General features: G+C 57.9%; 10 protein-coding genes. 9 read left to right on the top strand and 1 reads right to left on the bottom strand.

All coding sequences use genetic code 11. From position 1 onward, the window contains the following. Positions 1-85: 85 nt before the first annotated feature. From FX155_RS10020 to FX155_RS10005, 4 genes are read left to right on the top strand one after another with little or no spacing between them, the layout of a single operon-like run. Positions 86-907 (top strand): MetQ/NlpA family ABC transporter substrate-binding protein, encoded by an 822-nt coding sequence (locus FX155_RS10020; protein ID WP_154488581.1) that lies wholly within the window; start codon positions 86-88, stop codon positions 905-907. Between the two features lie 21 nt (positions 908-928). Beyond that, on the top strand, positions 929-2260 hold the full coding sequence (locus FX155_RS10015; RefSeq protein WP_154488580.1) for a M20/M25/M40 family metallo-hydrolase: 1332 nt from the start codon (positions 929-931) through the stop codon (positions 2258-2260). 1 nt (position 2261) lies between these two features. After that, on the top strand, positions 2262-3167 hold the full coding sequence (locus FX155_RS10010; protein ID WP_154488579.1) for an RluA family pseudouridine synthase: 906 nt from the start codon (positions 2262-2264) through the stop codon (positions 3165-3167). A gap of 33 nt (positions 3168-3200) precedes the next feature. Next, a complete protein-coding gene (locus FX155_RS10005; protein ID WP_154488578.1) occupies positions 3201-3854 on the top strand; it encodes a hypothetical protein in 654 nt (217 codons plus the stop codon). A 279-nt stretch (positions 3855-4133) separates the two neighbouring features. Here the strand turns inward: FX155_RS10005 and FX155_RS10000 are convergent, their stop codons facing one another. After that, positions 4134-5327, bottom strand: a complete 1194-nt coding sequence (locus FX155_RS10000; RefSeq protein WP_154488577.1) for an anaerobic nitric oxide reductase flavorubredoxin — start codon at positions 5325-5327, stop codon at positions 4134-4136. A gap of 199 nt (positions 5328-5526) precedes the next feature. Here FX155_RS10000 and FX155_RS09995 point away from each other — a divergent pair, with 199 nt between their 5' ends. The 5 genes from FX155_RS09995 (at position 5527) to FX155_RS09975 (ending at position 13092) form a co-directional block, all read left to right on the top strand. After that, the gene (locus FX155_RS09995) at positions 5527-6390 is read left to right on the top strand and encodes a pyridoxamine kinase (RefSeq protein WP_022486956.1); all 864 of its coding nucleotides are present in this window, start codon (positions 5527-5529) and stop codon (positions 6388-6390) included. Positions 6391-6517: 127 nt separating this feature from the next. Then, positions 6518-8110 (top strand): TerB N-terminal domain-containing protein, encoded by a 1593-nt coding sequence (locus FX155_RS09990; RefSeq protein WP_154488576.1) that lies wholly within the window; start codon positions 6518-6520, stop codon positions 8108-8110. Then, complete coding sequence (locus FX155_RS09985; RefSeq protein WP_154488575.1) at positions 8107-9426, top strand: ATP-binding protein; 1320 nt, start codon at positions 8107-8109, stop codon at positions 9424-9426. Before FX155_RS09990 ends, FX155_RS09985 begins: the two co-directional genes overlap by 4 nt. Positions 9427-9438: 12 nt before the next feature. Next, a complete protein-coding gene (locus FX155_RS09980; RefSeq protein ID WP_022486952.1) occupies positions 9439-11688 on the top strand; it encodes a DEAD/DEAH box helicase in 2250 nt (749 codons plus the stop codon). A gap of 27 nt (positions 11689-11715) precedes the next feature. Then, positions 11716-13092, top strand: a complete 1377-nt coding sequence (locus FX155_RS09975) for an MATE family efflux transporter (RefSeq protein ID WP_154488574.1) — start codon at positions 11716-11718, stop codon at positions 13090-13092. Positions 13093-13194: the final 102 nt, after the last annotated feature.

Below are 13194 nucleotides of genomic sequence, written 5' to 3'. Positions count from 1 at the left end.
AGCTCAGTCATCGAAAACACCATCTGCCCAGCAGGTGGTGTTTTTCTTTGTGTGGCTTTCGGGAAGGCGAAAAGGAGAGATGTTCATGAAACTGAAGAAATGGATTGCAGCAGCCGTATCCGTCCTGGCCCTGGCCAGCCTGGTCAGCGGCTGCGGCAGCGACAAAAAGGCGGCCGCCCCGGCGGAAAAGAAGACCATCACTGTAGGGATCACCCCCGGGTATTCCGAACAGGTCATGGAAGTGGTAAAGAAGGAAGCGGAAAAACAGGGGCTGAAGGTGGAAATCAAGACCTTCTCCGACTATGTGACTCCGGACCAGGCTCTGGCCCAGAAGGACATCGACCTGAACTCCTTCCAGCATGAACCCTTCCTGCTGGCCTTCAACAAAAAGAACGGCACCAAACTGGTGAGCATCGGCAAGACCTACCTGGCTCCCCTGCGGCTGTATTCCACCAAGATCAAAAACGTGGCGGACATCAAGGACGGGGACAAGATCGCCATCCCCAACGATCCTTCCAACGGAGGACGGGCCATCCTGATGCTGAGCAAACTGGGTCTCCTGAAAGTGAACCCGGATGTGAAAGCTACGGAACTGACCGTCAATGACATCACCGAAAACCCGAAACACCTGCAGATCGTGGAACTGGAAGCCGCCCAGCTGCCCCGGAGCCTGGATGACACCGCCGCTTCCATCATCAACGCCGGGTATGCCAACTCCGCCGGTCTGTCCACGGACCTGGCCATTGCCAAGGAAGACAATACCAGCCCCTATGTGAACATCATTGCCGCCCGGGAAGAAGACAAGGACAACCCCACCTACAAGAAATTCGTCCAGATCTTCCAGAGCCAGCCGGTGAAGGACTACATCCTGGAAAACTGCAAAGGCAACCTGGAACCGGCCTGGTAATTGGGAAAGAAGGGAACGGCAATGAAGCTTACGGAAGAAGAACAGAAATACGCCGCCCATCTCCAGCGGTTCATCCAGTGCGCCACCGTGTCCAACGCCAATGTGGACAAGGTGGACTGGAGCCAGTTTGAAAAACTCCATGAGGCCTTCCGGGAATTCTATCCCCACATCTATCGCCTGATGGAGCTGGATGAAGTGGGCCAGGCAGGCCTCCAGTTCCACCTGAAGGGCACTGGCAGCGCAAAGAAGCCCCTTCTGCTCATGGCCCATCAGGACGTGGTGGAAGTAGGGGACCGGGGCCAGTGGAAATTCGATCCCTTTGGAGGCGAAATCATCGACGGCTGTATCTGCGGCCGGGGTACCACCGACTGCAAGCACCAGCTGCTGGCGGAAATGGAAGCGGTGGAAGCCCTGCTGGCAGAAGGCTGGCGGCCGTCTTACGACCTGTACCTGTCCCTGGGCTACAGTGAGGAAGTGTACCTGGAAAACGATGTGGACGGGGCGGAAAAGCTCACCCGGCACCTGGAAGAGAAGGGGGTCCGGCTGGGCACCGTAGTGGACGAAGGGGGCGGCCTGTTCCCGGTGGGGGACAAGCTGGAAGCCAAGATCGGAGTGGCGGAAAAATCCCCGGTGAACTTCGAGATCTACGCCACCTCTCCCGGAGGCCATTCCAGCCGTCCCGGGAAAGGGACAGCCCTGGGGACCCTGGCCAAAGCCATTGTGGCCATCGAATCCCATCCTTTCCCTTACCGGTTCACTCCCCTGACCCTGGCCCATCTCCAGAAAAGCGCCAAACTCCAGGATGCCGGCCGCCAGGCCATCTATGAAGACCCGGAAGGCCACTGGCAGGAACTGTGCCAGTTGGCCCAGGAAGATCCGGCTCTGGATGCCCTGCTCCACACCACCATCGCCTTCACCATGGCCGAAGCCAGCAAGCAGCCCAATGTGCTGCCCAGCCGGGCGGCGGCCCAGATGAGCGTCCGGGTGCTCCAGGGGGATACGGTGGAATCCTGCGAAAATTACTTCCGCCAGTTCCTGCCGGAAGGGGTGGAAATCCGCCATGTGTCCGGCAAGGACCCGCTGCCCGCTTCCGATCCCCAGAGTTACGGGATCCAGGTGGCGGAAAAAGTCCTGAAGGACCAGTACGGGGAAAAAGTGGACGTGGTGCCCTTCCTGATGCTGGGAGGCACCGACAGCCACTATTACAAGCGGATCGCCGACAATGTGATGCTGTTCTCCGGGTATCTCCGGGACAGCCGCTGGGGCGCCGCCCACCAGGTGAACGAAAAGATCCCCGCTGATGCCCTGAAGGCCAGTGTGGACTTTTTCAAGGAATTTTTACGGTCTTACTGATATGGAACTGACGTACCAGGTGGATCGGGACCATGCCGGATGCTGCGTCCGCCAGGCAGCCCGGGGTCCCATGCACCTTTCGGAAAAACTCTGGCGGAAAATCAAATGGAACGGCACCATTACCGTGAACGGATCCCCGGTTTCCAGTCCTTCTCACAGGCTGGAGGCCGGGGACCGGCTTGTTTTCCAATGGGAAGAAACGGCGGCGGTGATCCCGGTCCATCTGCCTCTTGCCATTTTGTACGAGGATGAGGACCTGCTGGCGGTGGACAAGCCTGCCGGCATGCTGATCCACCCCACCTGGTCCGGGGCCCGGGATACCCTGGTCCAGGCGGTGGGAGGGTATTTCCGCCAGTCGGGGCAGAAATGCGGCATCCATCCCCTGTACCGGCTGGACCGGGACACCACGGGCCTTCTGCTGGTGGCCAAATCCGCTTTTGCCAAACACGCCCTCACCCGCAGCCACCAGGAAATCTACCGGGAATACCTGGCGGTGTGTGAAGGGGATCTGGCAGAACCCCGGGGCCGGATCCATCTTCCCATCGGCCGGGTGGCAGAAGGGGTGGACCGGTGGATGGTCCGGGAAGACGGACGGCCGGCAGTGACCGATTATGAGATCCTGGCTGGCGGAGGGGACCATACGGTGCTGAAGATCCATCTCCTTACCGGAAGGACCCATCAGATCCGGGTCCATTTCGCCCACAAGGGGCACCCTCTGGTGGGGGACCCGGTGTACGGCACAAGGGACCCAAGGATTGCCCGCCAGGCCCTCCACGCCTGGACCGTCCGGTTCCGCCATCCCAGGACCGGCAAGGAAATATTCCTGGAAGCCCCGGTGCCGGAGGACATGAAGGGGCTGACAGGAAGTCAGGTTTGTACGGCTTTTCTCCCTCAAAATATGCTATAATTGATTAATAAGACCGTAAAGGAGATGGAAACAATGAGACGACAGAAAGGACAGGACATCATCGAATACGCCCTGATGCTTGCCATCATTGTGGGTTTGGGATGGATGGTCTATTCCCATGCGGCCGACGGAGGTCTGCCCAGCTCCATCAATTCCGTCTTCAACAACGCCAGCGCTCTCCTGGGGGAAGCTTCCAAGAAAAAACTCCCGGCCGCCACCACGGCGAAAGATATCATCGAACGGCTCCGGCAGGGACGGTATGAGGGGCTGGCGGATGTGCTCCAGGGGAAACCTTCCAAAACCCTGGTAATTGCTTCGGACAGTGCCGCCGGACAGGAACTGGCCCGGAAGCTGAACATCCAGACCAAAGAAGGGGACGGCTGGTTCGCCAGGGTCCAAACCGATGGGGTAACGGTGTTTTCCTATTACTCCGCAGAGGCAAACAAGGGGATGACCTTCAGTCAGCTGGCAGCAGATTACCAAAAGAATACCAAAACGTATTATGATGCATCTACAGGGGAAAATAAAGCTACGGTAAGGATCACGGAAGGGCTGTTCAACAGCCAGGGGAAAAGTGCCGCGGGTGCAGGGAAGACCCTCTTTGAAAATGTCCCGGGCTACGTGGGACCTTCTCCCAGCGGCAGCGGGTTCATCATCGATCCTACGCGTACCAAAAAATTGAAATAGAAACGGCCGTTTGCGTCAACTTCTTGAACAAACCATGACAAAACCTGCACCTGTGTTGACAGGGCAGGTTTTTTGCTATAAATAAAAAGGTACAGCACATATGCAGGAGGCTTGACAGAATTGAAAACTATGGACCGGCCAAAGCCAATCCCTTCCGGGAAACCCATGGCGGTCTGGTTTCTGCCGCGGCTCCGGAACCGGCTGCCTTCCTTCGTCCAGTGACCAGTGACAAGAGACCAGTGACCGGGGGTGTGAATTTTTTCACACCCCCTTCGTATTTTATTTCACCGCTTCCGCAAATTCTCTTCCGTACTTCCGGCACAGCTCCTGGCTGGCCTGGTCCGGGGCCCACTGGCACCGGAGCCCTTCGTTGACCAACTGGAACCCGGCACCGCCCAGCAGTTCCGTGATCTGTTTCACCGCTTCTCCGCTCCAGCCGTAGCTGCCGAAAGCAGCGGCCTTTTTGTTCTTGAACTTCAGGCCCCGGATCATTTCCATAATGCCCCCGATGGAATACAGGAACCCGTAATTGATGGTGGGGGACCCTACCAGGATGGCCTTGGATTTGAACACTTCCGTCACGATGTCGTTTTTGTCATCCACCGCAGAGTTGTAGATCTTCACCTTCAGGGTAGGGTCCGCTTCCATCAGGCCTTCGGCGATGCATTCCGCCATCCGCCGGGTGGAATTCCACATGGTGTCGTAAATCAGGGTCACCTGGTTTTCCTGGTAATTCTGGGCCCATTCCTGGTAGGCCTTGACGATCTGCAGGGGATCATCCCGCCAGATCACCCCGTGGCTGGGGCAGATCATGCTTACCGGCACGCCCATCTTGAGGATCTCGGCAATCTTCCGGGTGACCATGGGGCTGTACAGGTTCAGGATGTTGGCGTAATACTTCATGGCTTCCCGGTACAGTTCCCCCTTGTCCACTGCATCATTGAACAAGGTTTCGCTGGCGTAGTGCTGGCCGAATCCGTCGTTGCTGAACAGGATGTTCTCCCCGGTCATGTAGGTGAACATGGTGTCCGGCCAGTGGAGCATGGGAGCTTCGATGAACACCAGCTGAGAGCCCCCCAGGTCCAGGGTGTCCCCGGTCTTCACGGTGACGAAATTCCAGTCCTGGTGGTACAGCCCCCGGAGAATGGCTTCCCCTTTCTGGGTGCAGTAGATGGGGGTGTGGGGAATCTCCCGCATCAGGGCCGGCAGGGCACCGCTGTGGTCGTTTTCGTTGTGGTTCATCACAATATAATCAATGGCCTTCAGGTCGATTTCCTGTTTCAGATTGGCCACGAATTCTTCATCAAAAGGCTTCCAGACCGTGTCCATCAGCACCGTCTTCTGATCTCCCCGGATCAGATAGGAATTGTAGGAGGAGCCTTTTTCCGTAGAATATTCATGGCCATGGAACTCCGTCAGTTCCCAGTCGATTTTCCCAACCCAGGTGACTTTATCCGTAATTTTCTTTCCCATATGAAACATCTCCTTTGGCAGCAGTCTGTTTTTCCATGGTTCAAGTATACATGGAATAACCGGGAAAATCCGTTGTCAGTACAACAAATAAGAGAGCAGCAACCCCCTCTGGTATCTCTGGCCCATATGGGGTACAATACAGATAATACTTGTCCATTTGCCCGTGTCCAATTTTCTGCAATTGAAAGGTGGTATTTCCATGAAAATCAAACGTGTTCTGGCCATCCATGACCTTTGTTCTTTTGGGCGCTGTTCCCTGACGGCGGCCATGCCTGTACTGTCCGCCATGGGACACCAGGTGTGCCCGTTTCCTACGGCTCTGTACAGCAACAACCTGACTTACGGGAAATTCGTTTCCCGGGATCTGACGGACCTGATGGCCGGGTACCGGGACCAGTGGAAGCAGCTGGGGCTCTCTTTTGATGCAGTCTACAGCGGCTTTTTGGCAGGGCCTGCCCAGGTGGAACAGGTAATCGCTGCCATCGAGGACTTTGCCGGGGAAGACCGGATCGCCGTGGTGGACCCGGCCATGGGGGACGACGGGAAGCTGTACCCGGTGTTCGATGCTTCCATGGTGGAAGCCATGAAGAAACTGGTGGCCCATGCCACTCTGATCACCCCCAACTATACGGAAGCCTGCCTCTTGACAGATACGCCCTGGAAAGACGCAGCCCCCACTGACGATGAGCTGGAAGCCCTCTGCGACAAGCTGCTGGCCCTGGGACCCAAACAGGTGGTGATCACCAGCGTGCCCTGCGATAAGGACCATCTGAAAATCGTCAGCAGTGAACCCAACCAGCTGTTCCCGGAAGCCTATGAAGTGAAGAAGCTGCCCTTTGCCACCTGCGGTACAGGAGATGTGTTCACCAGCACCCTTTTGGGCTATGTGCTCAATGGCAAAGATCTGAACCGGTGCGTCCAGGAAGCGGCGGATTTTGTCAGCTATGTCATCGACACCACTCTCAAAGCCGGTACCGACCCCAAAGAAGGGGTGGTCCTGGAAGGATGCCTGTGGAAGCTGCTGTTCCCCCAGTCCAAGAACTGCACCACCTGCATGGCGTAAGGGAGTGAAGGAAAGAGGAGGCTGTTGCTCTTGCAACAGCCTCCTCTTTCGGTTTATAATAAAGATTGGTGAAAAAATGTTTGCTTTTGGCTGAAATTCTTTCCAGTTGGGAGAAAGGGGGAGGGGCATGGAATTTGTGAAGAAGACACCGGAGGAGAAGGAGGCCAGTTTCCGGCTGCTCCAGAAAATGTATGCTTCAGAGCCCATCAAGCCCCGGACCCCGCCCGAACCGCTGCCCCCTTTGCTCCAGCAGCTCCGGGCCATGGAAAAGGACGACTCCAGCCGGTATGAGACCACTCCGGAACTGTTCGTCCGCCAGGGGAAACTGGCGGCGGATTACGAGGATGACACAGTGTACGACCTGCCGGTGCTCCATTACTATCCCACCTACCGGGTGCTTACGGACAAAGAGCTCCGGGGGTATTTCGGCTGGCGGACCCGGCTCCGGCATCAGCAGCTGGAACGGACCTCTCTGACCTATGCTTTCCTTTATATATACGAACTGCTGAACCAGATCGGGGTGGAAAATCCCGAGGACGGCTATGAAAAGCTGAAGGCTTTCGGGGAAACCTACGGCCTCCTGGACGACCGGATCCTGCCCTATCTCCACCAGTGGCTCCGGGATTACGTGCTGTATTACCAGCTGAATTCCGCCCTGCTGCCGGAAACCCAGCGGAACCGGCAGGATGAAGCCTATCTGGTGCTGGATGACTGGGAAAATGCCACGGACCAGGAACTCTTCGACGCCCTGGACCTTTTTTCCACCTACCATATGAGTCGGTCCAAACTGTACAAACAGAAACCGGAAGACACCGTGCGGCTTTTGGGCCGGATCTACCGGATGATCCAGGGGTACTGGAAGACCCACCGGAAAAAATCTTTTTTGGAGGAACATGTGGGAGGGCCCGGCTACGAATGGCTGGAGCTGTTTGCCAACGCCGTATTCCTCCGGAAGGAGGACAAACGGGATTTCACGGTGGTGGTGAATCCCCTGTGCATCTACCATGACCGAAAGGGCATCTGGACCTTCCGCCATTACGTGTACACCTCCAAACAGCTCCGGAAGCTGGGAAAACTGATGAAGACCCTGGACGGCCTCCTCCGGGAGGAACTGGACTTCCCTCAGCCCCTCCAGCAGCCCCTGTCCTACAAATGGCTCACCCGACTGGTCCACCAGGGGGTGGAAGAGGACCGGAAGGAACAGAAGGAAGCGGAAAAACGGAAAGTGGTGTTCCATCTGGATCAGCTGGACCAGATCCGCCAGGATGCGGCGGTGACCCGGGACAGACTGATGACGGAAGAGGAACGGCGGGAGGAAGCTCTGCCTTCCCTGGAGGACAGAACGGAAGCCCCGGCAGCACAAAAGGCTCCGGAACCTCCGGAAATGGCTCCGGCCCCGGCAGTTTCCGGTCAGGAAGCTGCAGGACAAAGACCGGAATCCGGCAAAATCTCTCCGGCCTCTGGAGAAGCATCCCCGGAACCGGCCGAACCGGCCCGGCCCTGGAATCTGACAGAAGAGGAATACCGCTACCTCCACGACCTGCTCTATGGGGAAGACACCTCCTGGACCGGGGCCAAGGGGCTGATGCCTTCTATTTTAACAGACAGCATCAACGAAAAATGTTACGAAGAATTCGGGGATACGGTGCTGGAAGCCGGGGACCCGCCTTCTGTGATCGAAGATTATGCGGATGACCTGAAAGGAACGATAGAACCATGACGCTGAAGATACCCAAACGGATTGCCCGGACCCTTATCAGCTCCCTGAAAGGGGGCGTGGTGCCCCGGATCGGGCTGCCTTACATTACCGTAGGCCGGAAGAACGAAATCGACGCCCTGCTCCACGATGTGGACGTGATTGCCGACGGGGGCGCTTCTTTCCGGTTCATTGTGGGCCGGTACGGCAGCGGGAAAAGTTTCCTGCTCCAGACCCTCCGGAACTATGTAATGGAAAAGGATTTCGTGGTGGTGGACGCCGACCTGTCCCCGGAACGGCGGCTCCAGGGCACCAAAGGACAGGGACTGGCCACCTACCGGGAACTGGTCCGGAACATGGCCACCAGGACCCGTCCCGAAGGAGGCGCCCTGCCTTTGATCCTGGACCGGTGGATCAACCAGATCCAGCAGCAGGTGGTGACGGAAACGGGCCTGGCCCTTACAGACGGCCGGCTGAATACCCTGGTGGAACAGAAAATCGGCCAGGTGATCCAGGCCCTCAATGAAATGGTCCACGGGTTCGATTTTGCCCGGCTGCTGACTTTGTACTACCGGTCCTATCGTCAAGGGGACGAAGCCACCAAGGCAAAGGTGATCCAGTGGTTCCGGGGAGAATTCCACACCAGGACCGAAGCCCGCCAGGAACTGGGAGTGAACATCATCATCTCCGATGAAGACTGGTATGAATATCTGAAGATCTTCGCTCTGTTCCTGAAGCAGGCCGGTTACGCCGGGCTCCTGGTGTGCATCGACGAACTGGTGAACATCTACAAGATTCCCCATGCCATCACCCGGCAGTACAACTACGAAAAGATTCTCACCATGTACAACGATACCCTCCAGGGAAAGGCCCACTACCTGGGCATCATCATGGGAGGCACTCCCCAGTGTATGGAAGACCCCCGGCGGGGAGTGTACAGCTATGAGGCCCTCCGGTCCCGGCTGGCGGAAGGCCATTTTGCCGGAGAACACAAGGACCTGCTGGCACCGGTGATCCGGCTCCAGCCTCTTACCAGCGACGAAATGCTGGTGCTGGTGGAAAAACTGGCGGAGATCCACGGGGTGCTCTACGGCTATGCCCCGAAAGTGACCCAGGAAGATCTGGTGGCCTTCATCCGGATCGAATTCCAGCGGATCGGGGCGGATTCCCACATCACTCCCCGGGAAGTAATCCGGGACTTCATCGAGGTGCTGGACATCCTGTACCAGCATCCGGAACTGAAGGTGGAAGCCCTGCTCCAGTCCGACAGCTTCCAGTATGCCCAGAACGCCGTGGAAGGGGAGGAAACCGCTCCGGAATTTGCGGAGTTCACCGTATAAGAAAGGATTGCCATGAATATCTTTGACCGGTATGCACCTTTTGTCCAGGATTTCATCTACAGCCAGGGGTGGTCGGAACTGCGGCCCATCCAGGTGGCGGCCGGAGATGTGCTGCTGAACACGGACCAGAACCTGCTGCTTACTGCTTCCACCGCCTCCGGGAAGACCGAGGCGGCCTTCTTTCCCATCCTGTCCCTGTTTGCCCAGAATCCGCCCAAAAGCGTGGGGTGCATCTACATCGGTCCTCTCAAGGCCCTGATCAATGACCAGTTCCTCCGGCTCCAGCCTCTCTGTGAAGAAGGGGGCATCCCGGTGTGGCACTGGCATGGGGACGTTTCCCAGTCCCACAAGGCCAAAATGATGAAGCATCCTTCCGGGATCCTCCAGATTACCCCGGAATCCCTGGAAGCCCTGCTGCTCCACAAACACATGGCCATTCCCCGGCTGTTCGGGGATCTGCGGTTCGTGGTCATCGATGAAGTCCATTCCCTGCTCCGGGGGGACCGGGGAGGCCAGACCCTGTGCCTGATCCAGCGGCTGTCCCGGCTGGCCGGGGTGAATCCCCGGCGGATCGGGCTGTCGGCCACCCTGGGGGATCCGGAAAAGGTGGGGGAATTCCTGAGCCTGGGCACGGGCCGGAAGACCCTGATCCCCCAGGTGAAGGCCCCGGGGACCAAATGGCGGCTGTCCATGGAACATTTTTACGTGAAAGACGCCCAGGCCGGGGAGGACCGGGCGGACCTCCAGGCCCTGCCGGCACTGGATGTGAAGACCGACCAGGCTCCGGCCCAGGCGGACCCGGGACTGGGATACATCTTCGAGCACACCCGGGGGAAAAAGTGCCTGGTGTTCGTGAATTCCCGGGAAGAATGTGAAGGGGTCACCACCAGCCTCCGGCAGTACTGCGAGCTGAACCATGAGCCGGACCGGTTTTTGATCCACCACGGGAATCTGTCCGCCTCCTACCGGGAAACAGCGGAAGAACTGATGAAGGACGAGAGCCGGAACCTGACCACCGTCACCACGTCCACCCTGGAACTGGGCATCGACATCGGCCGGCTGGAGCGGGCCTTTCAGATCGATGCGCCCTGGACGGTGTCTTCCTTCCTCCAGCGGATGGGACGGACGGGCCGGAGGGACCTGCCTCCGGAAATGTGGTTCGTGATCCGGGAGGACGAGCCGGAGATCCGGGCTATGCTGCCGGCCACCATCCCCTGGAAGCTGCTTCAGGGAATCGCCCTGATCCAGCTGTACCTGGAGGAAAAATGGGTGGAACCGCCCCGGCTGGACCGGCTGCCCTACAGCCTTTTGTACCACCAGACCATGAGCGTCCTGGCCAGCAATGGGGAAATGTCTCCGGCGGCTCTGGCGGACCGGGTGCTCCGGCTCAGCTATTTCCACCGGATCACCCAGGAAGATTACAAGGTGCTCCTCCGGTATCTGATCGCCGAAGACCATATTGCAAGGACCGAACAGGGGGGCCTGATCGTGGGCCTGGCCGGGGAACGGGTGATCAGCTCCTTCAAATTTTACGGGGTGTTCCAGGAAAACGAGGAGTTCACCGTCCGGTGCGATTCCCAGGAACTGGGCACCGTGGTGGCGCCCCCTCCTCCGGGAGAAAAGATTGCCCTGGCCGGTCATGTGTGGCGGGTATTGGAAGTGGACCGGAAACGCCATGTGATCTACTGCGAACTGGTTAAGGGAAAAGTGCCCGCTTATTTTGGAGAATGTCCCGGGGATATCCATACCAAAGTGCTGGAGAGGATGCGCCAGGTGCTCCGGGAGGACCGGTCCTATCCTTATCTGATGAAAAACGCCGTGGCCCGGCTCCAGCAGGCCCGGTTCACCGCCAAAGCCTCGGGCGCGGCGGAAAAGCCTCTGATCCAGTTGGGAGGAAAGATGTGGTGCCTTCTGCCCTGGCTGGGGAGCTATGGCTTTTTGGCCCTGGAACGGTTCCTGAACCTGAAATGCGCCCAAAAACTGGGGCTGAAGAAGCTGGATCCCTTCCGTCCCTTCTTTATGCAGTTTACCATGGAAGCGGACGAGGAGACTTTTTTCCAGGTGGTGGAGGAAGAAATCCAGAAGGAAATCGATCCCCTGGAACTGGTCTACCCCCATGAGGTGCCGCTTTTTGACAAGTATGATGAATATCTGCCGGAAGAACTGGTGAAAAAAGGCTTTGCCCTGGGGGTCCTGAACCTGGAAGACGTGCGGAAACGGGTCCGGGAGTGGAGCCACACAGGGCATGGAATGACAGAATGATGAATTTGTGGGGAAAGGGAAGAAATCATGACAGAAACCAAGAAGTCGGCCCATAAACCGGGCCTGGACATGCTCCATGGCTCCATTGCAGACAAACTGTTCTATTTTGCCATGCCCATCGGGCTCATGGGGCTCTTTGAGCAGCTGTTCAACAGCGCAGATGTGTTCCTGCTGGGGCATTTTGTAGGGAAGGACGCCATGGCAGCCGTAGGGAACAACATGCCGGTGATCGGCCTCCTGGTGACCCTGTTGATCGGGATCTCCCTGGGGGCCAATGTAACCATTGCCCAGTATCTGGGAGCCGGGAAGCAGGAAAAAGTGGAAGAGACTGTCCAGACCGCCATTGTCATGGCCCTGGGCCTGGGGGTGCTGCTGACGGCGGTGGGGGAACTGATCGCCCATCCGGCCCTGAAGATCCTGGCGGTGCCGGAAGAGGTCCACGATCTGGCGGCCACCTATCTGCGGATTTTCCTTTTGGGGATGCCTTTTTTGACTTTGTACAACTTCGAAGCGGCCATTTTCCGCAGCTGCGGAGACGGGAAGACCCCGCTCTACAGCCTGGTGGCGGCCAATCTCCTGAACATCACCCTGGACCTTTTGTCTGTAACCGTGTTCGACTGGGGGATTACCGGGGTGGTCAGCGCCACGGTACTGTCCTTTGCGGTGAATTCCGGGATCCTGTTCGTGCTGCTGTGCCGGACCCCTCAGCCCATCCAGCTCCAGCGGCACAAGATGCGGCTGAACGGCCATGAAATGGGGAAAATCCTCCATATCGGGCTCCCTGCCGGGATCCAGGGCATGGTCTTTGCCATGAGCAATGTGGTGATTCAGTCTTCCATCAACAGCCTGGGCACCGCGGCCATGGCGGCGGCTGCCGCTTCCGTAATCATCGAATTCAACATCTACTGCTTCGTAAACGGGTTCAGCCAGGCCACCACCACCTTTGTAGGCCAGAACTACGGGGCACGGAAGCTGAGCCGGTGCTTTGCCACCACCAAGGCGGCCTTCTGGGTGGAAGGGCTGTTCCTTCTGTGCATTACGGTACCCATCCTGTTCTTCGGAGAGCATGTGATCGGTTTCTTCAACCCGGATCCCCAGGTGATCCGGCTGGGGGTGCTGCGGCTGTGGTGGGTGGGGGATACCCTTTACCTTAACGGGGCCATGGATATCCTCTCCGGAGCTCTCCGGGGCTACGGCTATTCCCTGCCTCCGGCCCTTGTGGCCCTGGTGGGCATCTGCGGAGTGCGGCTGGTGTGGATCTATACGGTATTTGCCAACCATCCGGACTACCTGACCCTGATCCAGGCCTATCCGGTGAGCTGGATCATAGCCACCGCGGTGCTGGCTGTGGTGTACTGGCAGTGCAGGAAGTACATTGTAAAGTCGGCCCTGGCGGGGAGATAAAAGGCAGACACCGGGGGTGTGAATTTTTTTCACACCCCCCTTTCATTCCACCCTATCATGCACAATGGTGTTCCGTCCTCGGTTCTTGGCTTCGTACATGTA

This window comes from Acidaminococcus fermentans (assembly GCF_009696675.1).
GTDB lineage: Bacteria > Bacillota > Negativicutes > Acidaminococcales > Acidaminococcaceae > Acidaminococcus.
This window is presented reverse-complemented; position numbering and strand designations above follow the sequence as displayed.